Below are 26,012 nucleotides of genomic sequence, written 5' to 3'. Positions count from 1 at the left end.
CGGGGCGCCGCAGACGATGCTGGCGACGTTCTACGCCAGGGCGCTCGACGCCGACCTCGACAACCCGATCCTCGGCGACCGGTGGGCCCGCGACATCGTCGACCGGCTGGACTACGACTGGTCGAAGACGACGATCACGGCACGAAACTCACCGGCGGTCACGACACGGTCCGCCCACTTCGACACATGGGCGCGCCAGTTCCTCGCCGTGCATCGCGACGCGATTGTGCTGCACCTCGGCTGCGGCCTGGACAGCCGCTACTACCGGCTCGACCCCCCGCCAAGCGTCGAGTGGTACGACGTCGACTTCCCCGATGTCGCCGAGCTGCGCAGGCAGTTGTTTCCGCCGCGGGAGCAGTGCCACATCGTCGCGGCGTCGGTCACCGACACGGCATGGCTCGCCGACGTGCCCGCCGATCGGCCGACGCTGATGATCGGTGAGGGCCTGACGATGTACCTCACCGCGGCGGACGGACAGGCGCTGCTGCGCCGGATCTTCGAGCACGCCCCGTCCGGCGAGCTGCAGTTCGATGCGTTCAGCCGCTTCGCGATCAGAACGCAGTGGACCAACGCCGTCGTCACCAGGGCCGGAGCGAAGCTCCACTGGGGCATCGACGGACCCGACGACATCCTCGAGGCGGTGCCCGGTCTGCGGCTGCTCGCGTGGCTGTCGGCCTTCGACTCGCCGACCTTCGCCGAGGTGTCGCGGCCCTACCGGGTGATGGGCAGGGTGATGTCGCTGTCGAAGAAGCTGCGCTACATGGCGGCCTATCACCGCTATGCGTTCTGAGCGCGGACGCCGAGCACGGGTTGTCGGCCCCTGCCGTCGCTGAACGCCGCGGCCCACGGCCACCGTCCGCGGCCGTCGGCCCACACCAGCTGCAGCGCCCGCACCTTTGGGCCGCCGAAGGCCACCGCCCACTTCAAGTGCGCGTCCGGGTTGGTGACCTCGACGACCTCGACCAGCGGCCCCGATTGCACGGCGATCTTCTGGCCCCGGCGTCAAAGTCCTACCGGCCATCGTGCTCCTGGCGACGGTGTTGAGCAGACGGGTCGCACGTTGCGCGGATACGCCGGTGATGAGGAGTTCGGGCAGGCCGCAGTCATGCAGACCGACGGTGTAGGCGAACGGAGCCCGACTTCTCTCGACGTACTGCACCGCCCAGCCGGACTCGAGCATCGTCTTGCGCAATTCGTCGAGGTAGTCGTCGACTGTCGCCTCCGGGTGATCGCACTTCCAGCACATGCGAGCAGCTTGCTCTCGGGGTCTGACATCGACGGCTCCTCGCTCATATGTCGGTTTGGGCGCTTTCGACTCGCCTGCCAGAATCGTCCGGTGCCCTCCGCTCCGGTCAACGGCCGAATCTCGCACTGGTACGACGAACTACCCGCCTACCGCCCGCCTCTACCCGGTGACCGCGACGTCGACGTCTGCATCGTCGGCGCCGGCTACACCGGCCTGTGGACGGCGTACTACCTCAAGCGCGCCGACCCGTCGCTTCGCATCGCGATCCTGGAGGCGCGATTCGCCGGTTTCGGCGCATCGGGTCGCAACGGCGGCTGGCTGTCGGGGCTGGTGCCAGCCGACCGCAACAGGATGGCGCAGCAGCACGGACGCGACGGAGTGGTGGCCTGGCAGCGCGCGCTGAACGATTCCGTCGACGAGGTGATCGACGTCGCGGCGCGCGAAGGCATCGACGCGGACATCGTCAAAGGCGGCGTTCTGCGGATCGCCCGCAACTCGGCGCAGGCGTCCCGGCTTGCGGCGGAGGCCGAGGAAGAGCTCTTCAGCTGGAAGGTCGACGGGATCGCCGTGCTGTCGAAAGTCGAAGCGGCTGAACGGGTCCGGTTCGCCGACGTGGCGGCGGCGTACTATAACCCGCACTGCGCGCGCATCCAGCCCGCACGCCTGGCGCGTGGGCTAGCCGACTCCGTCGAGCGCCTCGGCGTCAACGTCTACGAACAGACGCCGGTCACCGCGCTCGACTCCGGCAGGGCGGCGACGCCGCACGGCACCGTCACCGCGCCGATCGTCTTGCGGGCCACCGAGGGCTTCACCGCACGGCTGCCGAAGCTGCGCAGGCGGTGGCTGCCGATGAACAGCTCGATGATCGCCACCGAACCGATCTCCGACGAGCTGTGGGACGACATCGGCTGGGCCGGACGCGAGACCGTCGGCGACACCGCGCACGGCTTCTTCTACGCGCAGCGCACCGCCGACAACCGCATCGCGATCGGCGGCCGCAGCGTGCCGTACCGCTACGCCTCGCGCACCGACGTCGACGGTCGGGTTCCCGAACGCACGATCAGCCATCTGGCCGAGACGCTGCGCGCGGTGCTGCCGCAAGTCCGCGACGTGCCGATCACGCACGGCTGGTGCGGTGTGCTGGCCGTGCCGCGCGACTGGTCGGCGAGCATCGCGCTGGACAAGGCCAGCGGAATGGGTTGGGCCGGCGGCTATGTCGGGCACGGAGTCACCGCGACGAACCTCGCGGGACGCACGCTCGCTGACCTGGTCGTCGGCAGGCAGACGCCGCGCACCGAGCTGCCGTGGGTGGGTCACCGGTCGCCTGATTGGGAGCCGGAGCCGCTGCGCTGGCTCGGCGTGCGCGGCATGTACACGGCGTACAAACTGGCCGACTGGCACGAGGCCCGCGGCCGCGCAGGGGGATCCAAGACGTCGCCGATCGCCGTCGTCGCCGACAAGATCGCCGGCAGGCCCTAGCTTTCGGCCTTGGCCTTCAGTCGCTGCAGCGTCAGCTTGATGTGCTCGGCGTTGGCGCCGTCGCGGTCGCGTACCCCTGTGCCGATCCACGCGGTCTTGCTGAACCAGCCCGGCCTGCGATCCCACGTCTGCTCGGTGACCCGGCAGCCGGCGCCGTCGGGCACGATGTCGTATCGCCAGTGCGCGATCGGCAGCGCCATGTACTTCACATCGAACGCGAACGCGCGGCCAGGTTCGGCGTCGGTGACGGTGCACGTGGTGGTCCACTTGTGTGAGCCGTTGCGATTCGTGCCCCTGAACACGGCGCCGGGCGACGCCTTCCCGCCCTTGCGCCAGGACATCGCTTCGTTCTCCTCGGCGAGGGACGCCAGCGTGTCCAAGTCGGTGATCAGCTGATACACGGTGTCGGGTGCGGCGTCGATGGAGACCTCCGCCCCGGCGGATGCAGAACCCCGTTCGGTCATGCGCCGAATCGTATCGGTGTGCACGGAACAGGTGTGGCGTTCGCCGCGTTGGGTCCACTATGAGCGACAAACCTGTCCGCGAGCCCACCGCCGACCATCCGATCACCGTCGCACCCACCGGAAGGCACGTCACCGTGCGCGTGAACGGCGAAGTCGTCGCCGATAGTGACCACGCGCTGACCCTGCAGGAGTCGACCTATCCGGCCGTCCAGTACGTCCCGCTCGACGACGTCGCCCCGAGTGCGCTGACATCGAGCGACACGACGACGTACTGCCCGTACAAGGGCGACGCCACCTACTTCCACGTGACGACCGCGTCGGGGGACACCATCGAGGACGCGATCTGGACGTACGCGCAGCCGTACCGCGCGGTGGGCGACATCGCGGGCCATGTCGCGTTCTACCCCGACAAAGCCGAGATCACCGTCTCCTAGCGGCGGTTCAGTACGGGGTGGTCGTTTACTCGGCCGGTGGTGTGAAATTCACGCTGCTTGGTGGTTCGGTGGTTCGGGGCCGCCGGGCGCCTTGGTTGGGTCGGGTAGCGCTCCCTCGTCGGGCGGTCTGAGAAGTGCTTCGGGGCGGTGAAGGTAGTTGATCCTGGTTTGGCCGTGGTCGAGGTCCGGGGGTGGGTGCCATTCGCATTCGCCGCGGGTGTTGATGGTGGTCTGCCAGCCGCCGTCGCTGTCGGCGAGACGGTTGTCGGTTCCGCAGGCCAGGGTCATGTCGTCGACGTTGGTGTTGCCGCCCTGGGCCCAATCTTGCGAGGCGTGGTGGGCTTGGCAGCCGTAGGCGCCGACGGTGCAGCAGGGTTTGGTGCATCCGCCGTCGCGGGCGATGAGCATGATGCGCTGCGCTGGTGAGGCGACGCGTTTGGTGCGATAGAGCGCCAGTGCTTGGCCGGTCGCGCCGTCAAAGACCGCAAGGTGGTGGTGGGCGTGCGCGCCCATGCGGATGACGTCGGCGATCGATATTTTGGTGCCGCCACCGGTGATACCGATGCCTGCGCGGCTTTCCAGGTCCTGCAGGGTGGTGCGGATGATGACAGAGACTGGGAGCCCGTTGAGCTGACCCAGTTCACCGCTCATCAGCGCGATGCGGCCGACCGCCAGCAACGCGTCGTGCTGGCGTTGCTCGAGGGTGCGGTGGTCGTTGTCGATCTGGGCCTGCGACGGGGTGCCCGAGGTGCACGGCTGCTCATCGGCGGGATTGCACATGCCCGGTGCGGCGTACTTGGCGAAGATGACCTCCCACACCGCCCACGCCTCGGGTGTCAGATCGGCGGTCAGCGGTGTCATCGCGTCCCGGCCTTGGCGGCCCGCCCAGAGCCTGCGTTTGCGCTCACGCTCTGCGTCATCGGGTTCGGGGCCGTCCTGGTCGAGCAGGAACAACCGCAGCGCTGCGGTCTCGCGCAACTCCTTGGGGCCGACGCCGGCCGCGACGCGGACCAGGTCCACCTCGAACTGCGCCGTGGTGATCGTGTCGACCCACGACGGCAGGCGCTTGATGGCGTCGCGGATCGTGGAGACGTGCTCGCCGGTGATCAGCCCCGCTGACTGAGCGGCCGCCACGGCGGGCAGCACCGGCGCCAAGGGCTGCCCCAGCAGGCTTTTCCGGGCTCCCAGTTCGGCCGCCTCATGCAGGCGCCGTGACGCTTCTGCCGAGGACAGGCGCCAGCGGATCCGCAGCACCTCGTTCCACGATTTGGCGCCCATCTGCTTGGGCGTGGTCTCCGCCTGCAGCCGGGTCAGCAGCCGGTGCCACTGGGTCGGCATCCGGCACATCAACGTCTCGAGTTCGTCCATCACCGCGAGCAACTCAGTGCGCGTCGACGCGTCCAATTCGCTTGCATCGAAGGCGTCGTAGGCGGCGCACAGATTGCCCATCGCCTCCCGCACCCGCGCCGCTGACATAGTTCGAACATACATTCGACTGCCGACAAAACGTTCTACCCAAAGCGGAGATCACCGTCGCCGCCTAATCGCGGGTGCGCACCCGGTAGCGGCGCTCGGCGTAGGCCAGATCGTCGCGCCACAGCTTGGCGGCCGCGTACCGCATGAGCGGCGCGATCACCGGCCTGCCGTGCAGCGCGTGCACGAAACCGGGGCGGTCCGAATGCGCGATCACCGCCTCGATCACCGCGCTGCGCGGCAGTCCGTCCGGTCCCGGCCCGATGGGCGTCGCATGCGTCTCGACCACGCTCCCGGTGCCCTCACCGTCCACGATGCGCATGACGATGGTGCGCGGCTCCGGCGCAGCGAACTCGGCGACGACCGGCACGCCGAGGCGGCTGATGTGGAATGTCACGGGCACGAGGAAGCGGTCGTTGTCCGCCGGCAGGTCGGGATCCACCGGCGGTGCGGACAACACGTCGAGATGGGCGAACGAGTACGGGTGATACCACGCGCCGTGCCACGGATCGAGCCGGTTGGCGATGATGTCGCTCGGTTCGCAGGTGCCGACGAGGCGCGTGACGGCATGCATGCTCGCGCCTGCCGGCCTCGCGGGCACCACCGGCGCATCGGTCGGTTCCTCGCCGCCGATGTGGTCGAGCCGGACCCAGGCCAATACGCCGTCGTCGTAGGCCGGGTACGGTTTCCAGCCGAACTCGCGGCCGCCCTCGAGCCGCAGCCCGTGCCACGGGCAGATCAGCGCGCCGCAGTCCACCGTGCCCGTCGACAGATCGGCGCCGAGATGCGGACACGTCGCCGGTCCCACGTGCAGGGTGGCATCGACGTCCCGCCACGCCACGATCTCGACCCCGCCGACCGACGTGCCGAACGGACGCGCGCGGATCAAGTCGCTGGCGGCGAACGCATACCAGTTGCCGCTGGGCCTGCGCTGCGATCGGGCCAGCGCGGCGTCGATGATCGCGGGTTCGGCGTCCTTGTAGGTCGGCCGCTGGCTTGCCCACTGCTCGCGCGGAAGCACCGCGAACGGGGACACCTTCGCCCACTTCGCTTTCATGCCGCTGCGCACGCTCATCGCACCGGCTGCCTCTCCCGCCGCGCGAGCCGCCGCAGCGCAGCCGAACGGCCCGCAACAGGAACGGTGTGCAGTGGGTGCCCCGCCAACCCGTAGTGGGCCAGCAGCCCGTTGGCGGCCGTCCAGCCCGTCGTCGCAGCCCGCTCCATCAGCGCCACCGGCAGGTCGATGCGGATGCCGTCACCGGCGAGCTTCACCGCCGGATGCGGGGTGGCCACCGTCGGCCGCGCGGCATGGTCCCCAGGAGCGAAGCGCGGGCAGTCGCTGCGGCACAGCACGCGCTGGTGAACGATGTTCGCGTCCCGCACTTCTGGATACAGCTCGTGCAGGCGCGCGAGCATGCGGTCGCCGAGGTCGTCCTGCGGGCCCGTCACCGCGTAGGAGTGCAGTTCGACCACCGACCCGCCGGTGGCGGCCGACCACTTCGTCGCCTCGCGTTCGTAGCGTTCGAGCACGCTGACATTGTCCAGCGGCGGCCGCCCGCCCGTGCCGAGGAACGGCGCGCGGTCTTCCGAAACCGGCTGCTCCAGCCACAGCCGCTGCACCACGAACGGCGGTGCGCTGCCCATGGCCGCCACCCGCGCCCGCCAGCCGTCGTCGCCGAGCGAAGGGGAGCCGTCGACGATGTGTTGCAGGCCCGCCACGTCGGTGGCCAGTACCACGCCGTCACAGTCGAAGTCGACGCCGGAGTCGGTGCGCACCCGAAGTCGCGGGTCGGTCGACAACGCCGTCACCGACACGCCGGTGTGGAACCGTGCCCCATGCGACTCCAGATACCGGCGCAGCGGGTTCCACAGCGCGACGTCGAAGTTGGCGTTCGCCACATCGAAGATCAGGCCTTCGCTTGAACCGAGGAAGTAGATGTGGAACATGGTGGCCAGCTCGGCCGCCGACAACGCGCCCGGCTCGGCGAAGAAGCTGCGGGAGAACACCTCGAACGCCAGATGTCTTGCGGCTGAAGGGAAATTGATGTCACGCAGGAAGGCGTCGGCGTCGAGGTGGTCCAGCCGCTGGTAGATGTCGGGCACCGACACCGCGGCCAACGGTGCGGCGGCCCTGGCGTTGAGCCGGGCAAGGTCGCGCAGGCGGAACGTGGGGCTGCGCAGGGCGAAGGCCAGTGCGTTGAGCGGCGGGGTCTGCGGCAGTCCGCGGAATGTGTCGCGCCTGCCCTGTCCGTCGACCAGCGGATAATCCTCGACGGCGGTGAGCATGGGCAGCTCGGAATCGATGCGCCGCAACATGTCCCGCAGGTTGTAGTACTGACGGAAGAACGCGTGGAAACCGCGGTTCATCGCAAGGGCGGTGCCGTCGCGGGCCGTCTCAGTCCAGCCGCCGACGCGGCCGCCCAGGTAGCTTTCGCGCTCGACGACGTCGACGGCGACTCCGCGCTCGACCAGGCCCGTTGCCGCGGCCAGGCCCGCGATGCCGCCGCCAACCACGACGACGCGCGGCGTGCTCGCCAGTGCGGCCGCATTCGCCAAACCGGCGGATGCCGGGTGGGTGGCGCGACGCGGATCGGTCACTGCGGCGCTTCCGCGAGGAAGGTATGCACGATGTTGCGCTGCCAGCCCGGCACCGTCTCGCTGCGGGCGTTGACAAAGCCGTTGTTGCGCAACCGCTTACGGAAATCCTCCGCCCCGTCGAACTGGTTGACGCTGCGCCTCAGATACCGGTAGAGACCGGCGTCTCCGCTGCGCAGCTTGCCCATCGGGATGATGATGGCCGCGCATACAGCGTTCCACGTCAGCGCCGCGATCCGCGAGTCGCGAACCGAGTACTCGTGCACCGCGAGCGTAGCGCCTGGCCGTAGAAGCGAACGGAACTCGCGCAGTTGCGCGTCCGGGTCGGAGAGGTTCCGCAACAGGTACGCCGCGAAGATGCCGTCGAACGGGCCCTCGACGCCTGCCGTCGCGATGTCCTCGATGCGGCTGTGCACGAACCGCACGGTTGCGGGCCAGCGTTTGGCCGCCGCCTCGGCCAGCATGCCCGACGATGCGTCGACGGCGACGATCTCGGCCTGCGGGGCGACCGACAACAGTGCGGCGGTCGACGCGCCGGTTCCGCAGCCGGCGTCGAGCAGCCGCAGACCCTTGCCGCCGTTGACGAGCCGCATCCGGTCGGCCGACATCCGCAGGTGCCGGTGATAGCCGGGGTTGGCGTCGACGAGGCCGTCGTAGGCAGACGCGCCCGCGTCGAACGCGGCCGGAACTGCGTGCTTCTCGTCGGTCATTGCGCTCCCTCGGTTCTGCGGCCGCGCAGCCGCTGGCGTTCCCAGAGCAGGAGCACGGCGGTCACGAGCGCGAACCCGAAGAGGAAGTCCTCGACGGGGATGTCGAAGGGGAACCGGATGCCGCTGGTGTGGCTGTCGTCGTAGATGACGATCGGCGCGGACAGTTTCGTGAGCCAACCGTCCACGGGTATCTGGAACCCGAACACGATGACCATCGAGATCCAGTACGCGGGCCTGCGAAAAAGCCCGGTACGCAACACGCCGAACTCCAACGCGCAGACGGCGATCACGGCGATCACGGCGGGCATCGTGTAACCGAGGCCGGTCACGTCGACTGCTCCGCTCGGGCGCGGCGCCTCTTTTTCAGGTACGTCAGGATCGTGTCGACGGCGTTGTAGGTGAACAGCCCGCACAGCGGAATCACGATGAAGAACAGCAGCTCCTCGATCGGGATGTCGGCGGGCAGTTCGATGCCGGTGACGTAGCGCGGGTTGTACGTCCAGATGTGTGCGGCGATGGCCACCGCATCCCACACCACGAACACCGCGGCGACGGGCAGCACCGCGAACGCCGCCCGGCGGGCCTGCCGGTACACACCCTCCCCGAGGATCTCCAGCGGCGCGGTGATCACCAGACAGGCGCCGAGCACGATCAGATACTGCCAGCGGTCCATGGCTTGTTCTTACCCACCGTTCGACAACCGCGCACGCCAGGCGCGCAGCAGGCCGAGGCCGGCGACCTGCAGCCGCCTGCCGGTGCCGACGGTCGCACGCTGGTTGAAGATGGCGAAGTCGATGCTCTCGATGCGATCCAAGATCTCGGAGTAGAGCGTGTAGGCGGCCGATACGCACGGCTGCGACCGCGGATCGAGCATCGCGATCCCCTTGCGGGCGGTTTCGTAGACGCGCCGGGTGGCGGCGTGCTGTTCGGTGAGCGCGCGCCGGACCCGCGCGTCGGTGCGCCTGTTCGCGTGACACCACGCCAGCATGTCGCGGTCGACGCGGTAGGCCGCCAGCTCGTCGGCAGGCAGATACACCCGTCCGCGCTGCAGATCCTCGTCCACGTCGCGCAGGAAGTTGGTCAGCTGAAACGCCTTTCCCAGCGCGGCGGCATACGGCGCGGCCTCCTCGCGGGGACCCACGGTGCCCAGCACAGGAAGCATCTGCAACCCGATCACCTCGGCGGAGCCGTGCATGTAGCGCTCGAGGGTCTTGCGGTCGGGATAGTCCGTGACTGTCAGGTCCATCCGCATCGACGCGAGGAAGTCGTCGAACGTTTCCCACGGGATGTCGTAGCGCCGCGCGGTGTGCACGACGGCCCGCAGAGTCGGATCGTCACCCGAATCCTGGTTCTGGACAAGACGATTGAACAACTGCGTGGACAACAGCTGGAGCCTCTCGGCCCGCTCAGCCGTGCTCGCGCTGTCCTCCAGATCGTCGAGGATGTCGTCGGCGCGGCGGGCGAACCCGTAAAGCGCGTGCACCGCTGGGCGTTGCTCGGGCGCCAACAACCGGGTCGCGAGGAAGAACGTCTTGCCGTGCTCGGCGTTGAGCATCCGGCAGTGCTCGTACGCCTCGCGCAGGTTCGGGTCCGTCACGCCTGCGGCGTCCAACTCGGAGCGAATCATGTGTGCCCCCCGATGCGTGTAACGATCCGCCGGGTGACGGCTCCGGTGACCCGGTCGGCTGCGAGCCGCCCCGACAGCAGTGCGGTCGGAACTCCGACGCCCGGCACGGTCGACGAGCCGGCCAGTACGACGTTGTCGATGCCGCGGACGATGTTGGCCGGACGGAACGGACCCGTCTGGCCGAAGGTGTGGGCGAGGGCGAACGGCGTGCCGGCCACCATGCCCTGCCTGGCCCAGTCGGCCGGGTTCACCACGTGCAGCAGCTCGGCGTCGACACCGAACTGCGGCAGCCGGTCGGCGACGGCGGCCATCATGCCCTCGGCATATGAGGGCCCGACGGCATCCCAGTCGACGGTCCCGCTGGCCAGGTTCGGCGCAGGCGCAAGCACGTAGAGCAGCTCGCGCCCGGGCGGCGCAAGGCCCGGATCGCCCGCCGTCGGCCTGGTCACGAGCAGGGACGGATCGCTCATCACGACACCGTCGTCGATGATCTCGCGGAAGGTCTGCTCCCACGTGTCACCGAAAAGGATGTGGTGGTGTGGCAGCGCCTTGTCCGCCGAGCGGCATGCGATATGCGCGACGACCGCCGACGGCGACGGCCGCAGCGGCACGAGTCTGCGGGGCGTGCGGCCCAGTAGCCGGTAGGTGTCGGGCAGTTCCGTGGTCAGCACCACGGCGTCGGCGGCGATGCGTTCCTCGGTGTCGGTGTGCACCGCGCGGACTCGGCCTTCGCTGCGCCCCAGCGCCGTGACCGTTGCGCCGTAACGGAATTCGACACCGGCATCCGCGGCGGCGGCCGCCAGCCCGTCGGGCAACGCACGCATACCGCCGCGCGGGAAGTACACGCCTGCGATCGTGTCCATGTAGGCGATGACGGCGTAGACGGCGAGCGCACGCTGGGGTGGGACGCCCGCGTAGAGCGCCTGGAAGGTGAAGATGCGGTGCAGTCGCGGATCGGTGATGAACCGTTTCACCACCCGGTCCCACCGGCGAAATCCGCCGAGTGCGGTCAGCCGGGCCAGCGAAGGGGTCAGCAACGACAGCGGGGAATCGAAGTTCGAGGCGATGAAGCCGTCGAACTCGACCTCGTACAACCGCGTCAGCCAATCCCGCAGCCGTAGATAGCCCTGCGCCTGCTGCGGCCCGGCGAGCCGCTCGACCTCGGCGGCCATCGCGTCGCGATCGGCGTGCACGTCCAGCGAGCTGCCGTCGGAGAACAGCGCGCGGTAGGCGGGGTCGATGCTCTCCAGCTCAACGCGGTCGGCGGTGGATTCGCCTACCGCTGCGAAGGTTTCGTCGATCAGGTCCGTCATGGTGAGCACCGTCGGACCGGTGTCGAGCCGGTAGCCGTCGATGTCGAGCCGCCCGACGCGTCCGCCGGGGACATCACCGCGCTCCACGACGGTGACGGCGCGACCGCGGCCGGCCAGATGCAGTGCCGCCGCCAGGCCGGCGAGGCCCGCACCGACGACCACGACGTGGTCGGTTCGTCCGCTGATGGTTCGCATCACGCCGCCCGCTGGGTGCACGCCGACGCCATGTGCAGCAGCGCGGACCGCACCGCATCGTCGAGTCGGCTGTGGTCGATCGCCTGGGATGCGCAAAGCAGCCGGTCGGCGATCATCTTCTCGATCCGCTCGACCGCGCCGGTGGCGGCGATCAGCGAGCGCCCGCGGTCGACGTCCACCTCGTCGAGGGCGGGGGTGCTCATCAGCTCGTCGAGTTCACTGCGCAGGCACGGGTCGGCCATGTGGTGCGCGGCGACGACGACGCTGGTGGCCTTGTGTTCGGCCAGGTCGGCACCGACGGGCTTGCCGGTGACCTCGGGGGAGCCGAAGATGCCGAGCAGGTCATCGCGCAGCTGGAAGGCCTCGCCGACGGCATCGCCGTAGCGGCCGAGCCGGGTCAGCGCGAAATCGCCGCAACCCGCCATCGCCGCGCCGATCTCCAACGGGCGGCGCACCGTGTAATTGCCCGACTTCCGTCGTGCCACCTCTAGCACCTGATCCAGAGTAGGGAGGCCACCGACGTCATTGACCAGGTCGGCGAATTGTCCGACGGCCAATTCGCTGCGCATCGCGTCGTAACGCGGCCATGCCCTGCTCAGCGCGCTGTGGTCGAGACCGCTGTTGCGAAGCATCTGTTCGGCCCAGACCAGGCACAAGTCGCCGAGCAGCACGGCCGCGGACTCGCCGAACCGCTCCGCCGAGCCGGACAACCCCCGGCCGCGGTGCCAGGCGGCGAACTGGACGTGGGCCGATTCCCTGCCGCGGCGCAGCGGCGAGCCGTCCATGACGTCGTCCTGCAGCAGCGCGAAGGCGTGCAGGAGCTCGAGGCTCGCTGCGGCGTGCAGGGCGGCGTGCGATGCTTCTGCGCCGCACAGCCAGCCGAGGAACATGAACGTCGAGCGCAGGCACTTGCCGCCGCCGACGAATCCGACCAGCACATCGGCCGCCACGTCGACGCCTGCTCCGCGCAGGTCGACCGCGCACCGATCGGCGACGAACTCATCGACGGAGTCGAGCACCGCCTCGCGGACGTTGCTCCGCCAGATCTCGAACTGACCGCCGCGCACGCGAGGAGCAAGAAACTCCTCGTCCTGCGAGGTCCTCGTCGGCGCGGGGTGAAGCGCAGGGGCGAACAGTCGTCCGTCGACGCGCAAACCAAATCCCCTTTCCAGACCCACCGGCGGCGTGTCGCCAGCCTATTTGCGTTCTCGTCATACCCCCAGCCGAGAGAACCGAACCGGACTGGATGTCACTATTACGTCATCAATGATTGAGCAATCCATCGAAGCCAGCGTGGAGTTTGCGGGACCGGTCAGTCCCGCGTTCACGCTGTCGCCGCTGCGCCGCGGCGGCGGAGATCCGTGTTACCTGACCGCGGACGATGGCGCCGTCTGGCGCACCAGCCTGATGCGCACGGGTCCGGTGACCGCACGCATCAGCCGCGCAGGCCCCCGTGTCATCGGATGTGAGATGTGGGGCGACGGCGCAGCGGAATTCGCCGACGGCTTCGCGGCACTGATAGGAGCCGACGACGACTCCAGCGGGTTCGCGCCGCAGGAGCCGACGATCGCGAAGGCGCATCGGCGAGTGCCACACCTCCGGCTCGGTCGAACCGGCAGGGTGCTTGAAGCACTGATCCCCGCCGTCATCGAGCAACGCGTCGCAGGCAAGGACGCCTTCCGGGCCTGGCAGCGGCTGGTCACCAAGTTCGGATCGCCTGCGCCGGGGCCCGCGCCCGCGCGGATGCGCGTCCCGCCGACCGCCGACGTGTGGCGCCGGATCCCCTCCTGGGAGTTTCATCTCGCCAACGTCGATCCGGGCCGGGCCAGAACGGTCGTCGGATGCGCGCAGCGGGCCGACTCGCTGGAGCGGCTGGTTTCCCACCCCGCCGAGCAGGCGAGGACCGCACTGACGTCGCTGCCCGGCGTCGGGATCTGGACGGCGGCCGAGACGGCGCAGCGGGCGTTCGGCGACGCCGATGCGCTGTCGATCGGCGACTATCACCTGTCGAACGTTGTCGGGTGCAGCCTGCTCGGTCACCGCATCGACGACGACGCGATGGTCGAGCTCCTCGCTCCGCTGCGGCCTCACCGCCACCGCGCGGTGCGGCTGCTCGAGGTCAGCGGGCTGGCGCGCAACCCGCGGTTCGGCGCAAGGATGGCCATTCCGAATCTGGCCGATTTGTGACGTGCCACGCGGCGTGATTACCGCGTAGCAGGCTCGGGTAGTCGAGCCTCGATGGTTCATCATGTGCGAAGGAGCTTGCGATGACTCAGTTCACCGTTCCCGGTTTGTCGGAGAAGCAGAGCAGCGAGGTGGCCGACCTGCTGCAGAAGGCACTCAGCCGGTACAACGATCTGCACCTCACCCTCAAACACGTGCACTGGAACGTGGTCGGCCCGAACTTCATCGGCGTGCACGAGATGATCGATCCGCAGGTCGAGCTCGTCCGCGGATACGCCGACGAGGTAGCCGAGCGGATCGCGACGCTCGGCAAGTCACCGCTCGGCACGCCAGGTGCCATCATCAACGACCGCACCTGGGATGACTATTCGGTCGAACGGGACACGGCGCAGGCCCATTTGGCCGCACTCGATCTCGTCTACACCGGCGTCATCGAGGACACACGCAAGTCCATCGAGCGGGTCGGAGACCTCGACCCGATCACCGAGGACATGCTGATCTCCCATTCCGCCGAGTTGGAGAAGTTCCAGTGGTTCGTGCGCGCCCATCTCGAGAATGCGGGCGGCCAACTCGCCAATGACGGTGCCAAGACCGAGAAGGCCGCCGCCAGCCGGGCCAAGAAGAAGGCGCCGGTCAAGTAGTACCGGCATTCTTCGGAGCGTCACCCGCCGACCGGCTATCGGCCGCGGCGCTCGATGGATTCTTCGTCTCCCATTCGCTCGCGCAAACTGTCGTAGATCGGCGGCGAGCCCATCATGTACGCGGCGAGCACAGCAGCCGCGGTGGCGGCCATCATCGGCACGAGTGTGGCCGTGGTGGCCGTCATCTCGGTGACGACGACCATTCCGGTAACCGGCGCGCGTACGGTGGCCGCGAAGAAGGCAGCCATCCCGACAAGTGCCATGGGAATCGCCAACTGTGTTGCGTCGCCGGGCCACCCGGCGTCGAAGCATCCGGCGAACAGCAGTCCCCACAGCGCGCCGACGGCCAGCAGCGGTGCGAAAAGCCCGCCGGGCACCGCGGCCGAATACGAGAGGGGGCCCGCGACGAACCGCACCGCGAGAATGCCGATCACGACGGTGAGGACGATGTGCTGTCCGCCGAGGATGCGCTGTGTGAGGTCCTCGCCGCCGCCGACCGACAGGGGGTAGATGAACATCGCGAGGCCGATGACGGCGCCGATGACGGCCGCCTTTGCGAGGCTGGGAACCCGCCGGATCGCTGCGACGTGGTCGAGGAACCACAGCACCAACCTGTTGTAGCCTGCGCCCACACATCCGGTCAGCAATCCGAATACGACAAACAGCGGTAGCCACGACAGCGCAGGGGCGCCAAGGGGCTCGACATGGAAGTCGGCATGATTGCCGAGGATGAGCCGGGAGCACGCAACCCCCGCCGCCGCCGAAAACAGTGTCGCGAGAACCGTTTTCAGCCGGAAGGACTTCGTCACCTCCTCGAGCGTGAAGAGCACGCCGCCGATCGGCGCGTTGAACGCGACGGCGAGCCCGGCGCCGCCCAACGCCGTCTGCATCATCCTGACTTCGGAATCGGGTAGCCGGGCACGCCGCGCCGCTTCGGCTCCGATCGCCGCGCCCATGTGGACCGTCGGTCCCTCACGGCCCAGCACGAGTCCCGATCCCATGCTCAACACGCCGCCGACGAACTTCGCCGGAACCACCCGAATCAGCGGAGGCCGGGTCTCTCCGAGAAAGGCCGCCTCGACGTGTTGGATGCCGCTGCCCGCGGCCAGTGGCTCCCACCGCACGACCAGCGCGGCCAGCGTGGCTCCCGCCGCGGCGGCGGCCATCGGCACGAGCCAGCCGGGGCCCGGCAGCTGGTGGGCCCAGTCGACGAAATCGACGCGGAATTCGTCGGCTTTCTGCAGACACCAGCGAAATGCGCCGCCGACGAAGCCGATGAGCACGCCGGCAACGACCGCGGTCAGGCAGATCTGGACGGAACCCCGCATCGAGTCGTCGGGCTGATCCGGGTCTGCCACCGTCACAGTTTGGCAGATCACAGGCCGCGGTAGGCGAGGGATGACTCCCTTGCACATATACCCCCAGGGGGTATAGTGCCGAGTATGACGATGACGCATACCGCGCACAGCGGTCACGCTGCCGGCGAGGGTCACGGCGGCCACCACGATCACGTCGCGCAGTTCCGCAGGCTGTTCTGGCTCATGCTCGCGCTCGCGATCCCGACGGTCGCGTGCTCACCGATGTTCGCGATGATCCTCGGCTACCCCCAGCCTGCGGTTCCTGGGGTTCGCTGGATCTCTCCGGTGCTCGGCACCGTCATGTACTTCTGGGGCGGCAGACCGTTCCTCACCGGCGCGATCGGTGAGGTCCGCTCTCGCGCGCCGGGGATGATGCTGCTGATCGGGCTGGCCATCACGGTCGCATTCGTCTCATCGTGGGGCGCCAGCCTGGGCATACTCCACCACCAGCTCGATTTCTGGTGGGAGCTCGCGCTGCTGATCGTCATCATGCTGCTTGGCCATTGGATCGAGATGCGGTCGCTGGCGCAGACGAGTTCGGCGCTCGACTCGCTGGCTGCGCTGCTGCCCGACGAGGCGGAACGGGTCTCAGGAGACACCACCGTTTCCGTCGCCCCCGCGGACCTCCTTGTAGGCGATGTGGTGATCGTGCGTCCAGGGGCCACCGTGCCCGCCGACGGCGAAATCGTCGATGGCGCAGCTCATGTCAACGAGTCGATGGTGACCGGCGAGTCGGTGCCGGTACGCCGTGAGGTCGGCGATCACGTCGTCGCGGGCACCGTTGCCACGGATTCGGGAGTGCGCGTCAGAGTCACCGCGGTCGGCGATGACACAACGCTCGCGGGCATCGCGCGACTGGTCACGGAGGCCAAGAACTCGTCGTCGCGGGCGCAGCGCCTGGCCGACATCGCGGCGGGGTGGCTGTTCTGGTTCGCGCTCGGCGCCGCCGTCGTCACCGCGCTGGTGTGGGGCGTGCTCGGCAGGCCGGAGGAGGCGGTGATCGCGACGATCACCGTGTTGGTGATTGCGTGCCCGCATGCGCTCGGGCTGGCGATACCGCTCGTCGTGTCGATCGCCACCGAGCGGGCGGCCCGTGCCGGCGTGCTCATCAAGGACCGTCTCGCGCTGGAGCGGATGCGGACGGTGGGCGCTGTGCTGTTCGACAAGACCGGGACCCTGACGAAGGGAGAACCGACGGTCACCGACGTCGCAGTCACCGGCGAACGCGCCGAAGCGGAAGTGCTGGCGCTGGCAGCCGCCGCCGAGACCGACTCGGAGCACCCGCTGGCCCGCGCCATCGTGGCCGCGGCGAGAGCGAGAGACGTCACGGTGCCTGTGGCGACGAACTTCTCGTCGTCACCCGCAGTGGGGGTGACCGCGACGGTCGGCGGTCGCGAGGTGCGCGTCGGCGGCCCACGACTGGTGCAGGAGGCCGGGCAGACCGAGCTCGTTGAGGCGGCGGCGTGGCACCACGACGGTGCGATCGTGTTGCACGTGATGGTCGACGGAACGGTGGTGGGTGCGCTCAGGCTGGCCGACGAGGTGCGCCAGGAGTCGCGCGAGACGGTCGACGCGCTGCACCGGCAGGGCATCGAGGTCGTCATGATCACCGGTGATGCCGAGCCTGTGGCGCGTGCGGTCGCAGCCCAGCTCGGCATCGACCGGGTGTTCGCCGGGGTGCGGCCCGAGGACAAGACCGCCAAGGTCGCCGAGCTGCAGCGCGAAGGTCTGACGGTCGCGATGGTCGGTGACGGTGTGAACGACGCCCCTGCGCTGGCCCGGGCCGACGTCGGCATCGCCATCGGTGCGGGCACCGATGTGGCGATCGCATCGGCCGGGGTGATCCTCGCGAGCAGCGACCCGCGCTCGGTGCTGTCGGTGATCACCCTTTCGAAGGCGACGTACCGCAAGATGGGGCAAAACCTCTGGTGGGCAGGCGGGTACAACCTCGTCTCGGTGCCCTTGGCTGCGGGTGTGCTCGCGCCCGTCGGGTTCGTGATGCCGATGTCGGTCGGTGCGCTGCTGATGTCCGCGTCGACGGTGGTGGTCGCGCTCAATGCCCAGCTGCTACGACGGCTGGACCTGAGGCCGGGGGGTCAGTAGCCGAGGCCGCGCAGTTGGGCGCCGAGCTGCTCGGCGACCGCCTGGTGGGTGCGGATGAGCGCGAGCTCCCGGCCTACCTGCGCACGCAGCGCGTGCAGCACGGCCATCTCGGCTGACGGCGTATCGCCCAGGTGCTCGAGCGCGTCCGACGCCGAAGACACCACGTCGAGGGCCGACTGTGACGCGGCGCTCGCCGCGTTGACCGCCTCGGCGGCCTCCCGCAGCCGGTTGCCGAGGTCGGACTCGACGCCGGACAGATGGTCGAGCGCGTCGCGGGTGCCCTGCGCGAACTCCGCGTAGCCCGTCACCGTGCCGCCCGCCAGTTCCGCGGCTTGCTCCTGCCCCCACCGGATGGCGTCGGTGGCGTCGACCAGGCTGTCGGCTGCCGTCGCCGCTGCGTTGTGGTCGGCCGAGCCGAACAGCGTGTCGGCGCGCGACAGCACATCACCCACATTGCGGACCAGATCGGACAGCGGCACGGAACTCAGTATCAGCCATCGAGGGAGGCGATGAGTGCGTTAAGTGTGGCGGTGTCCGCATCGCCGGCCGATTCGCCCGCCTCGACGGCGTCAACGAGCCCCGCGGGCAGCCCTGCCGCATTCGCGGTCTCCGCGGCGGACAGGTTCGCGCGTCTGCGCGCGGCGTACAACCGTTGGCCCAGCGTCGCGCCCGGCGACGCGGCCGCGCGGAACATCAGGTCGTCGTAACAGCGGCGCACAGTTCGCAGCGCCAGCACCACGTCTGCGGTGCCGCGGCTGCGTTGGGCGGCGCGGGCGACCAGCGTCTCGAGCTTGCGGAGGTCGGCAAGGATGACCGTGACCCGGTCGCCGAACTCGGGATCGTCGTCGGGTGGGAGCGACTCGATGGCGGCACCGAACGTCTTCATCGCCACCTCGACCGCCCCGATGATCAGCGAAGCGGCACCTTCGTCGGCGGGCGGCTCCGGCGCCGCGCCGGGCACTGAACCGCCATACCGTATCGACGCTATGGTTCCGGCGGGCCACTGCAGGACCTCTTCCAGCTTGGCCCTCGTCCGCTCCCTCGGCCAGCTGCGGCCCTTCTCGAACGCGATGAGCGCGCCCGCGTTGATGATCTTGTACTTCGCGAGATTGCGCTGCTTGATGTCCAATTCGCGGCGTCTGGCGGCGACAGCGGCGCCGGCGCGGGCTATGCCCGGATCGCCTGCGTCGGGTTCCACCCGCCCAGTGTAGCCAGCAGACCCGACGCGATACGGCTGACCATGCCGTAGCAGCGAAACGGGTAACAAGTGTTGCAATGCTACGGAAACAGCGCTACGGTTTGTCGCAACGCTACCGAGCGAGAGGAACACGTCGTGACCGTCATGATCGAGATGCCCGTCCTGACCGACAGCCAGATCGGGGCCTGCGCCCAGGACCCCGACCGGTGGATGACCGCGACCGACGATCAGACCAAGGCGGTCTGCCGGTCCTGCCCTCGCAGGTGGCTGTGCGCGAAGGAGGCCTGCGAAATGCCCGGGGCACAGGGTCTGTGGGCAGGCATCCACATCCCCGAAGGCGGCCGAGGCCGCACCTTCGCCCTGAAGCAACTGCGGTCACTGGCCGAGCGCGGCGGTTTCCCGGTGCACCGCTGATCCGCCCGCGAGCCTGTCCGGACGAGGGGAGCGGGCAGGTCGCGCGGCCCGGGACTCTAAGAATCTGACCAGGCTTTGCAGCAAACAGCCTAAACCGACTTTCCCCAGCTGATTCAGCCTGCAGCTGAACCTCAGCAATATCGGTGAGTGATATTCGTCGCACCCGCGTCCGGGGCCGTCCGTCGGTCGGGCCTCCTCAGGTCAACGAAAACCCAAGGCGGGCAGGGTGTTCGCTCGTATCATGGGCGGCGGACGGGGCAGCGCTGCCGCGGGGGCCGAGTCGTCTGGTTAGGTATCTAAGTTGGCATGTCAGGCGGGGTCTGTCATATCGTTTTCCTCACTTGTGCGCAAGTGGGGAAGGCGTCGTCGTTCAGTGCTGTACGGAGGCACCGCCACCGCATAATCGGCTGATGCCGTCGCCGTCGACGGCTGCCGGGAATTCATTAGGTCTTGAAGGGCTAGGTGGGAATGGCGCCCGAAACTCAGGGGCTCTTTCGCTCCTCACGTGCGCGGGGGCTTTTTCGCTCCTCACGTGCGCGGGGGCTCTACAACCCCGCGTTCGAGCATGACGCGTGTGGCGTTGCCATGGTCGCGGACATGCACGGTCGCCGCACCCGCGACATCGTCGACAAGGCCATCACGGCCCTGGTCAACCTGGAGCACCGCGGTGCTCAGGGCGCCGAACCGCACACGGGCGACGGCGCGGGCATCCTCCTGCAGGTGCCCGACGCGTTTCTCCGTGCGGTGGTGGAATTCGATCTGCCGGAGCCCGGCAGCTATGCCACCGGCATCGCCTTCCTGCCGCAGTCGTCGAAGGACGCCGCGGCGGCCTGCGAATCCGTGGAGAAGATCGCCGAGGCCGAGGGTCTCGAAGTGCTCGGCTGGCGCGATGTGCCCACCGACGAGTCGTCGCTCGGTGCACTCGCCCGCGATGCCATGCCGACCTTCCGGCAGGTATTCCTTACCGGCGCCTCGGGGATGGAGCTCGAACGCCGCGCCTACGTGGTGCGCAAGCGCGCCGAGCACGAACTCGGCACCAAGGGTCCCGGCCAGGACGGCCCCGGCCGCGAAACCGTCTACTTCCCAAGCCTTTCCGGGCAGACGTTCGTTTACAAGGGCATGCTGACGACACCGCAGCTCAAGGCGTTCTACCTCGACCTGCAGGACGACCGGCTGACCAGTGCCCTTGGCATCGTGCACTCCCGGTTCTCCACCAACACATTCCCGTCATGGCCGCTGGCTCATCCGTTCCGGCGGATCGCACACAACGGCGAGATCAACACCGTCACCGGCAACGAGAACTGGATGCGCGCGCGCGAAGCGCTGATCAAGACAGACATCTTCGGATCCGTCGATGATTTCGACAAGATCGTGCCCGTCTGCACGCCCGGCGCGTCCGACACCGCGCGCTTCGACGAGGTCCTCGAACTGCTTCACCTCGGGGGCCGCAGCCTGCCGCACGCGGTGCTGATGATGATCCCCGAGGCGTGGGAACGCAATGAGTCGATGGATCCCGCGCGCCGGGCGTTTTACGAATACCACGCGTCGCTGATGGAGCCGTGGGACGGACCGGCATCGATGACGTTCACCGACGGCACGGTCATCGGTGCGGTGCTCGACCGCAACGGCCTTCGCCCGTCGCGCATCTGGGTCACCGACGACGGTCTGGTGGTGATGGCGTCGGAGGCGGGTGTGCTGAACCTCGACCCGTCCACGGTCGTCAAGAAGATGCGGCTGCAGCCCGGCCGGATGTTCCTGGTCGACACCTCGAAGGGCCGCATCGTCGCCGACGAGGAGATCAAGGCCGAACTCGCCGCCGAACTGCCGTATCAGGAGTGGCTCGACGCGGGCCTCTTCAAGCTCGACGACCTGCCGCCCGGCGACTACGTCCGGATGCCACACCACCGGGTTGTGTTGCGCCAACAGATTTTCGGCTACACCTACGAAGAACTGAATCTGTTGGTGGAACCGATGGCGCGCACCGGCGCCGAGCCGATCGGCTCGATGGGCACCGATACCCCCGTCGCCGTGCTGTCGCAGCGGCCGCGGATGCTCTACGACTACTTCCAGCAGTTGTTCGCCCAGGTGACCAACCCGCCGCTGGACGCCATCCGCGAAGAGGTGGTGACCAGCCTGCAGGGCACCGTCGGCCCCGAGGGCGATCTGCTCAACCCGAACGCCGACTCCTGCCGACAGATCGTCTTGTCGCAGCCGATCCTGCGCAATGCCGAACTGTCGAAGTTGATGTGCGTGGACCCCGACCACGAGATTCGCGGCCACAAGCACGGCATGCGCGCCGCGGTGATCCGCTGCCTGTACCCGGTGAACCGCGGCGGACAGGGGCTCAAGGAAGCTCTGGACAACGTCCGCGCGAAGGTCTCGGCGGCCATCCGTGACGGCGCACGCATCATCGTGCTGTCCGACCGCGAGTCGGACGAGTCGATGGCGCCCATCCCCTCGCTGCTGTCGGTGTCGGCCGTGCACCACCATCTGGTGCGCGACCGCACCCGCACCCAGGTCGGCCTCGTCGTCGAGGCGGGTGACGCCCGCGAGGTGCACCACATGGCGTGCCTCGTCGGCTTCGGCGCCGCCGCCATCAACCCCTACATGGCGTTCGAGTCCATCGAGGACATGGTCGACCGCGGGGTCATCACCGGCATCAGCAGCGACAAAGCCAAGGCGAATTACGTCAAGGCCGCAGGCAAGGGTGTGCTGAAGGTCATGTCCAAGATGGGCATCTCGACACTGGCGTCCTACACCGGTGCACAGCTGTTTCAGGCCATCGGCATCAGCCAGCCGGTTCTCGACGAGTACTTCGCCGGCCTGACGTGCCCGGTCGGCGGCATCGACCTCGAGGACATCGCCGACGACGTCTCCCGGCGGCACGCGCTGGCGTTTCTGGACCGTCCCGACGAGTGGGCGCACCGCGAACTCGAGGTCGGCGGCGAGTATCAGTGGCGCCGCGAGGGCGAATACCACCTCTTCAACCCGGACACGGTGTTCAAGCTGCAGCACTCGACCCGCACCGGTCAGTACTCGATCTTCAAGGAGTACACCGCGCTGGTCGACGACCAGAGCGAGCGGATGGCGTCGCTGCGCGGCCTGTTGAAGTTCCGCGACGGCGTCCGGCCGCCGGTTCCGCTCGAGGAGGTCGAACCCGCCAGCGAGATCGTCAAGCGGTTCTCCACCGGCGCGATGAGCTACGGCTCTATCTCCGCCGAGGCACACGAGACCCTTGCCATCGCGATGAACCGGCTCGGCGGCCGCTCGAACTGCGGCGAGGGCGGCGAAGCCGTCAGCCGGTTCGACCGCGACGAGAACGGCGACTGGCGGCGCAGTGCCATCAAGCAGGTCGCGTCGGGCCGCTTCGGCGTCACCAGCCACTACCTGTCCAACTGCACCGACATCCAGATCAAGATGGCGCAGGGTGCGAAACCCGGTGAGGGCGGTCAACTTCCGGGTAACAAGGTCTATCCGTGGGTGGCAGAGGTGCGGCACTCTACGCCGGGAGTCGGCCTGATCTCGCCGCCGCCGCACCACGACATCTATTCGATCGAGGATCTCGCACAACTGATCCACGACCTGAAGAACTCCAACCCGCAGGCGCGCGTGCACGTGAAGTTGGTGAGCGAGAACGGCGTCGGCACCGTCGCCGCGGGCGTGTCGAAGGCGCACGCCGACGTGGTGCTCATCTCCGGTCATGACGGCGGCACCGGCGCGACCCCGCTGACGTCGATGAAGCATGCGGGTGCCCCGTGGGAACTCGGTCTCGCCGAGACGCAGCAGACGTTGCTGCTCAATGGTCTTCGCGACCGCATCGTCGTCCAGGTCGACGGTCAGCTCAAGACCGGTCGCGACGTGGTCATCGCCGCGCTGCTCGGTGCCGAGGAGTTCGGCTTCGCGACCGCGCCGCTCGTGGTGTCGGGCTGCATCATGATGCGCGTCTGCCACCTCGACACCTGCCCGGTCGGCGTCGCGACGCAGAATCCACTGCTGCGGCAGCGGTTCGCCGGCAAGCCGGAGTTCGTCGAGAACTTCTTCATGTTCATCGCCGAGGAAGTGCGGGAAACGATGGCCCAGTTGGGCTTCCGCACAGTCAACGAGATGGTCGGCCAGGTCGGCGCGCTGGACACCACCAAGGCCGCAGAACACTGGAAGGCCTACAAACTGAACCTCACGCCGGTTCTGTACGAACCGGAATCGGCCTTCATGAACCAGGACCTGTACTGCAGCTCGCGCCAGGACCACGGCCTCGACAAGGCGCTGGACCAGCAGCTGATCGTCATGTGCCGGGAGGCGCTCGACTCGGGTAAGCCGGTGCGTTTCTCCACGACCATCGCCAACACCAACCGGACCGTGGGCACCATGCTCGGCCACGAGCTCACCAAAGCCTATGGCGGGCAAGGCCTTCCCGACGGGACCATCGACATCACGTTCGACGGGTCGGCGGGCAACAGCTTCGGTGCGTTCGTACCCAAGGGCATCACGCTGCGCGTGTACGGCGACGCCAACGACTACGTCGGCAAGGGACTGTCGGGCGGCAGGCTGGTGGTGCGTCCATCCGACGACGCGCCCGACGACTACGTCGCCGAGGACAACATCATCGCGGGCAACGTGATCCTGTTCGGCGCGACCAGCGGGCAGGCCTTCCTCCGCGGGGTCGTCGGCGAGCGGTTCGCGGTGCGGAACTCCGGCGCGCACGCCGTGGTGGAGGGTGTCGGCGACCACGGTTGCGAATACATGACCGGCGGCAAGGTCGTCATCCTCGGTGCCACCGGCCGCAACTTCGCGGCGGGCATGTCCGGTGGGGTGGCCTACGTCTTCAACGTCGACGGTGCCTTCGAAGAGAACCTCAACGCCGAGATGGTCGACCTCGACAAGTTGGACGACGAGGACATCGACTACTTACGTTCGATGGTGACCGCACACGTCGACGCCACGGATTCCGCTGTCGGTCAGCGCATTCTGAACGACTGGGACAACGAATTGAAGAAGTTCATCAAGGTGATGCCGCGCGATTACAAGCGGGTGCTGCAGGCGATCGCCGAGGCCGAGAAGAGCGGCGAAGACGTCGACGCTGCGATCATGGCGGCCGCGAATGCCTGATCCGAGAGGATTCCTCAAGTACACGAAGCGCGAGACCCCGCAGCGGCGGCCGGTCCCGCTGCGGCTGCGCGACTGGAACGAGGTCTACGAGGACTTCTCCCACGAGGCGCTGCGTGAACAGGCCACCCGGTGCATGGACTGCGGTATTCCGTTCTGCCACAACGGCTGTCCACTGGGCAACCTGATCCCGGAATGGAATGACCTGGTGCGCAACGACCGCTGGCGCGATGCGATCGAGCGGCTGCACGCCACCAACAACTTCCCCGAATTCACCGGTCGGCTCTGCCCGGCGCCGTGCGAAGGCTCGTGCGTGCTCGGCATCAACCAGGATCCGGTGACCATCAAGCAGGTCGAGGTCGAGATCATCGACAACGCCTTCGATGAGGGCTGGGTCGTCCCGCTGCCGCCGGACAAGCTCACCGGTAAGAAGGTCGCGGTCGTCGGCTCCGGCCCGGCCGGGCTGGCCGCCGCGCAGCAGCTCACCCGCGCAGGCCACACGGTGATCGTGTTCGAGCGGGACGACCGCATCGGTGGCCTGCTGCGCTACGGTATCCCCGAGTTCAAGATGGAGAAGCGCCACATCGATCGGCGGCTGGCGCAGATGGAGGCCGAGGGCACCCAGTTCCGCGCCGGCGTCAACGTCGGCGTCGACATCACGGTGGCCCAGCTGCGGCTGAACTACGACGCCGTGGTGCTCGCGGGCGGTGCGACGGCCTGGCGCGATCTGCCCATTCCCGGCCGCGAACTCGACGGGATCCATCAGGCGATGGAGTTCCTGCCATGGGCCAACCGGGTGCAACTCGGTGATCCGGTGACCGATGAGAACGGACTGCCGCCGCTGCACGCCAAGGGCAAGAAGGTGATCATCATCGGCGGTGGTGACACCGGCGCCGACTGCCTTGGCACCGTGCATCGACAGGGCTGCGAGAGCGTGCACCAGTTCGAGATCATGCCGCAGCCGCCCGAGACGCGTGCGGACTCGACGCCGTGGCCGGTCTACCCGCTGATGTTGCGGGTCTCCTCCGCGCACGAGGAGGGCGGTGAGCGGGTGTACTCGGTGAACACCGAGGAATTCATCGGTCGCGACGGCAAGGTGACCGCGCTGCGCGGGCACGAGGTCGAAATGGCCGGCGGAAAGTTCGAGAAGGTGGACGGCACCGACTTCGAGCTGGAAGCCGATTTGGTGCTGCTCGCCATGGGCTTCGTCGGCCCGGAAAGAGAAGGCCTGCTCGACGCACTGCACGTCGAGATCACCGAACGCGGCAACGTCGCGCGCGACGCGAACTTCGCCACCTCGGTGCCCGGCGTCTTCGTCGCTGGCGACATGGGCCGCGGCCAGTCGTTGATCGTCTGGGCGATCGCTGAGGGCCGCGCCGCCGCCGCGGGCGTGGACCGATATTTGATGGGCAACACTGCCCTGCCCGCGCCGATCAAGCCGACCGCCGTTCCGCAGCGCTGAGGCCGACACGCCC

The 26,012-nt window shown here is 68.3% G+C and carries 23 protein-coding genes and 1 pseudogene; 9 read left to right on the top strand and 15 right to left on the bottom strand.

What is annotated here, in order from left to right; all coding sequences use genetic code 11:
* Window positions 1-16 precede the first annotated feature (16 nt).
* Window positions 17-790 carry a class I SAM-dependent methyltransferase gene (locus tag C6A82_RS25930; RefSeq protein WP_105341250.1) on the top strand — a complete coding sequence of 258 codons (774 nt, stop codon included), beginning with the start codon at window positions 17-19 and terminating at the stop codon, window positions 788-790.
* Here C6A82_RS25930 and C6A82_RS25925 read toward each other — a convergent pair.
* Window positions 778-981 (bottom strand): DUF4262 domain-containing protein, encoded by a 204-nt coding sequence (locus C6A82_RS25925; protein ID WP_233216651.1) that lies wholly within the window; start codon window positions 979-981, stop codon window positions 778-780. The two genes, C6A82_RS25930 and C6A82_RS25925, sit on opposite strands and share 13 nt — an antisense overlap.
* A gap of 67 nt (window positions 982-1,048) precedes the next feature.
* Window positions 1,049-1,180, bottom strand: a pseudogene (locus C6A82_RS25920) (DUF4262 domain-containing protein); the annotation flags it as partial.
* 156 nt (window positions 1,181-1,336) lie between these two features.
* On the opposite strand from C6A82_RS25920, the gene C6A82_RS25915 reads away from it, so the two are divergent.
* Window positions 1,337-2,725: an FAD-binding oxidoreductase gene (locus tag C6A82_RS25915; protein WP_105345352.1), complete on the top strand. Its 1,389-nt coding sequence runs from the start codon at window positions 1,337-1,339 to the stop codon at window positions 2,723-2,725.
* Here C6A82_RS25915 and C6A82_RS25910 read toward each other — a convergent pair.
* Window positions 2,722-3,189, bottom strand: a complete 468-nt coding sequence (locus C6A82_RS25910; RefSeq protein ID WP_105345354.1) for an SRPBCC family protein — start codon at window positions 3,187-3,189, stop codon at window positions 2,722-2,724. The two genes, C6A82_RS25915 and C6A82_RS25910, sit on opposite strands and share 4 nt — an antisense overlap.
* A gap of 59 nt (window positions 3,190-3,248) precedes the next feature.
* Here C6A82_RS25910 and C6A82_RS25905 point away from each other — a divergent pair, with 59 nt between their 5' ends.
* Complete coding sequence (locus tag C6A82_RS25905; protein ID WP_105345355.1) at window positions 3,249-3,623, top strand: DUF427 domain-containing protein; 375 nt, start codon at window positions 3,249-3,251, stop codon at window positions 3,621-3,623.
* Between the two features lie 48 nt (window positions 3,624-3,671).
* Here C6A82_RS25905 and C6A82_RS25900 read toward each other — a convergent pair whose 3' ends face one another.
* Genes C6A82_RS25900 through C6A82_RS25860 form a run of 9 tightly spaced genes read right to left on the bottom strand, consistent with a single transcriptional unit; the run spans window position 3,672 to window position 12,603 of the window.
* The gene (locus C6A82_RS25900) at window positions 3,672-5,114 is read right to left on the bottom strand and encodes an HNH endonuclease signature motif containing protein (protein ID WP_105345357.1); all 1,443 of its coding nucleotides are present in this window, start codon (window positions 5,112-5,114) and stop codon (window positions 3,672-3,674) included.
* 49 nt (window positions 5,115-5,163) lie between these two features.
* Entirely contained in the window at window positions 5,164-6,171 is a 1,008-nt protein-coding gene (locus C6A82_RS25895; RefSeq protein WP_105345358.1) for a DUF5914 domain-containing protein, read from the bottom strand.
* Window positions 6,168-7,694, bottom strand: a complete 1,527-nt coding sequence (locus tag C6A82_RS25890; protein WP_105345365.1) for an FAD-dependent oxidoreductase — start codon at window positions 7,692-7,694, stop codon at window positions 6,168-6,170. Before C6A82_RS25890 ends, C6A82_RS25895 begins: the two co-directional genes overlap by 4 nt.
* Entirely contained in the window at window positions 7,691-8,401 is a 711-nt protein-coding gene (locus C6A82_RS25885; RefSeq protein ID WP_105345366.1) for a class I SAM-dependent methyltransferase, read from the bottom strand. Before C6A82_RS25885 ends, C6A82_RS25890 begins: the two co-directional genes overlap by 4 nt.
* Entirely contained in the window at window positions 8,398-8,730 is a 333-nt protein-coding gene (locus C6A82_RS25880; RefSeq protein ID WP_105345368.1) for a lycopene cyclase domain-containing protein, read from the bottom strand. Before C6A82_RS25880 ends, C6A82_RS25885 begins: the two co-directional genes overlap by 4 nt.
* Window positions 8,727-9,074, bottom strand: a complete 348-nt coding sequence (locus C6A82_RS25875) for a lycopene cyclase domain-containing protein (protein WP_105345370.1) — start codon at window positions 9,072-9,074, stop codon at window positions 8,727-8,729. Before C6A82_RS25875 ends, C6A82_RS25880 begins: the two co-directional genes overlap by 4 nt.
* Window positions 9,075-9,083: 9 nt before the next feature.
* Entirely contained in the window at window positions 9,084-10,028 is a 945-nt protein-coding gene (locus tag C6A82_RS25870) for a phytoene/squalene synthase family protein (RefSeq protein ID WP_105345372.1), read from the bottom strand.
* Entirely contained in the window at window positions 10,025-11,536 is a 1,512-nt protein-coding gene (crtI, locus tag C6A82_RS25865; RefSeq protein ID WP_105345387.1) for a phytoene desaturase family protein, read from the bottom strand. Before crtI ends, C6A82_RS25870 begins: the two co-directional genes overlap by 4 nt.
* The gene (locus tag C6A82_RS25860) at window positions 11,536-12,603 is read right to left on the bottom strand and encodes a polyprenyl synthetase family protein (RefSeq protein ID WP_199193777.1); all 1,068 of its coding nucleotides are present in this window, start codon (window positions 12,601-12,603) and stop codon (window positions 11,536-11,538) included. The genes crtI and C6A82_RS25860 overlap by 1 nt, the downstream gene beginning before the upstream one ends.
* 199 nt (window positions 12,604-12,802) lie before the next feature.
* Here C6A82_RS25860 and C6A82_RS25855 point away from each other — a divergent pair, with 199 nt between their 5' ends.
* Window positions 12,803-13,723: a DNA-3-methyladenine glycosylase gene (locus C6A82_RS25855; protein ID WP_105345375.1), complete on the top strand. Its 921-nt coding sequence runs from the start codon at window positions 12,803-12,805 to the stop codon at window positions 13,721-13,723.
* Between the two features lie 80 nt (window positions 13,724-13,803).
* Entirely contained in the window at window positions 13,804-14,361 is a 558-nt protein-coding gene (locus C6A82_RS25850; protein WP_105345377.1) for a Dps family protein, read from the top strand.
* A gap of 35 nt (window positions 14,362-14,396) precedes the next feature.
* Here C6A82_RS25850 and C6A82_RS25845 read toward each other — a convergent pair whose 3' ends face one another.
* Entirely contained in the window at window positions 14,397-15,689 is a 1,293-nt protein-coding gene (locus C6A82_RS25845) for a ClC family H(+)/Cl(-) exchange transporter (RefSeq protein ID WP_199193778.1), read from the bottom strand.
* 114 nt (window positions 15,690-15,803) lie between these two features.
* Here C6A82_RS25845 and C6A82_RS25840 point away from each other — a divergent pair, with 114 nt between their 5' ends.
* Window positions 15,804-17,822 (top strand): heavy metal translocating P-type ATPase, encoded by a 2,019-nt coding sequence (locus C6A82_RS25840; protein ID WP_105345380.1) that lies wholly within the window; start codon window positions 15,804-15,806, stop codon window positions 17,820-17,822.
* On the opposite strand, the gene C6A82_RS25835 is transcribed toward C6A82_RS25840, so the two are convergent.
* Both C6A82_RS25835 and C6A82_RS25830 read right to left on the bottom strand, forming a co-directional pair.
* Window positions 17,816-18,301, bottom strand: coding sequence for a hypothetical protein (locus tag C6A82_RS25835; protein ID WP_105345382.1), 486 nt, complete (start codon window positions 18,299-18,301; stop codon window positions 17,816-17,818). The genes C6A82_RS25840 and C6A82_RS25835 overlap by 7 nt on opposite strands.
* A gap of 11 nt (window positions 18,302-18,312) precedes the next feature.
* Window positions 18,313-19,020 (bottom strand): transcriptional regulator, encoded by a 708-nt coding sequence (locus C6A82_RS25830; protein ID WP_105345384.1) that lies wholly within the window; start codon window positions 19,018-19,020, stop codon window positions 18,313-18,315.
* A gap of 144 nt (window positions 19,021-19,164) precedes the next feature.
* On the opposite strand from C6A82_RS25830, the gene C6A82_RS25825 reads away from it, so the two are divergent.
* From C6A82_RS25825 to C6A82_RS25815, 3 genes are all read left to right on the top strand, one after another.
* Complete coding sequence (locus tag C6A82_RS25825) at window positions 19,165-19,434, top strand: WhiB family transcriptional regulator (RefSeq protein ID WP_199193779.1); 270 nt, start codon at window positions 19,165-19,167, stop codon at window positions 19,432-19,434.
* 468 nt (window positions 19,435-19,902) lie between these two features.
* Window positions 19,903-24,540, top strand: a complete 4,638-nt coding sequence (gene gltB / locus C6A82_RS25820) for a glutamate synthase large subunit (protein WP_311101545.1) — start codon at window positions 19,903-19,905, stop codon at window positions 24,538-24,540.
* Window positions 24,533-25,999 carry a glutamate synthase subunit beta gene (locus tag C6A82_RS25815; protein ID WP_105341650.1) on the top strand — a complete coding sequence of 489 codons (1,467 nt, stop codon included), beginning with the start codon at window positions 24,533-24,535 and terminating at the stop codon, window positions 25,997-25,999. Before gltB ends, C6A82_RS25815 begins: the two co-directional genes overlap by 8 nt.
* The last annotated feature ends 13 nt before the right edge of the window (window positions 26,000-26,012 follow it).

Source organism: Mycobacterium sp. ITM-2016-00318, assembly GCF_002968285.2.
Taxonomy (GTDB): Bacteria; Actinomycetota; Actinomycetes; order Mycobacteriales; family Mycobacteriaceae; genus Mycobacterium.
The sequence above is the reverse complement of the archived record's forward strand: the minus strand, read 5'-3'. Positions and strand labels throughout refer to the sequence as shown.

What these genes read in the sequence shown, in the direction of transcription:
- C6A82_RS25930 (WP_105341250.1), top strand. Translation starts at nt 17, where the DNA reads ATGCTGGCGACGTTCTACGCCAGGGCGCTCGACGCCGACCTCGACAAC.
- C6A82_RS25910 (WP_105345354.1), bottom strand. Translation starts at nt 3,189, where the DNA reads ATGACCGAACGGGGTTCTGCATCCGCCGGGGCGGAGGTCTCCATCGAC.
- C6A82_RS25905 (WP_105345355.1), top strand. Translation starts at nt 3,249, where the DNA reads ATGAGCGACAAACCTGTCCGCGAGCCCACCGCCGACCATCCGATCACC.
- C6A82_RS25900 (WP_105345357.1), bottom strand. Translation starts at nt 5,114, where the DNA reads ATGTATGTTCGAACTATGTCAGCGGCGCGGGTGCGGGAGGCGATGGGC.
- C6A82_RS25895 (WP_105345358.1), bottom strand. Translation starts at nt 6,171, where the DNA reads ATGAGCGTGCGCAGCGGCATGAAAGCGAAGTGGGCGAAGGTGTCCCCG.
- C6A82_RS25885 (WP_105345366.1), bottom strand. Translation starts at nt 8,401, where the DNA reads ATGACCGACGAGAAGCACGCAGTTCCGGCCGCGTTCGACGCGGGCGCG.
- C6A82_RS25875 (WP_105345370.1), bottom strand. Translation starts at nt 9,074, where the DNA reads ATGGACCGCTGGCAGTATCTGATCGTGCTCGGCGCCTGTCTGGTGATC.
- C6A82_RS25870 (WP_105345372.1), bottom strand. Translation starts at nt 10,028, where the DNA reads ATGATTCGCTCCGAGTTGGACGCCGCAGGCGTGACGGACCCGAACCTG.
- crtI (WP_105345387.1), bottom strand. Translation starts at nt 11,536, where the DNA reads ATGCGAACCATCAGCGGACGAACCGACCACGTCGTGGTCGTCGGTGCG.
- C6A82_RS25855 (WP_105345375.1), top strand. Translation starts at nt 12,803, where the DNA reads ATGATTGAGCAATCCATCGAAGCCAGCGTGGAGTTTGCGGGACCGGTC.
- C6A82_RS25850 (WP_105345377.1), top strand. Translation starts at nt 13,804, where the DNA reads ATGACTCAGTTCACCGTTCCCGGTTTGTCGGAGAAGCAGAGCAGCGAG.
- C6A82_RS25845 (WP_199193778.1), bottom strand. Translation starts at nt 15,689, where the DNA reads ATGCGGGGTTCCGTCCAGATCTGCCTGACCGCGGTCGTTGCCGGCGTG.
- C6A82_RS25840 (WP_105345380.1), top strand. Translation starts at nt 15,804, where the DNA reads ATGACGATGACGCATACCGCGCACAGCGGTCACGCTGCCGGCGAGGGT.
- C6A82_RS25825 (WP_199193779.1), top strand. Translation starts at nt 19,165, where the DNA reads ATGATCGAGATGCCCGTCCTGACCGACAGCCAGATCGGGGCCTGCGCC.
- gltB (WP_311101545.1), top strand. Translation starts at nt 19,903, where the DNA reads ATGGCGCCCGAAACTCAGGGGCTCTTTCGCTCCTCACGTGCGCGGGGG.
- C6A82_RS25815 (WP_105341650.1), top strand. Translation starts at nt 24,533, where the DNA reads ATGCCTGATCCGAGAGGATTCCTCAAGTACACGAAGCGCGAGACCCCG.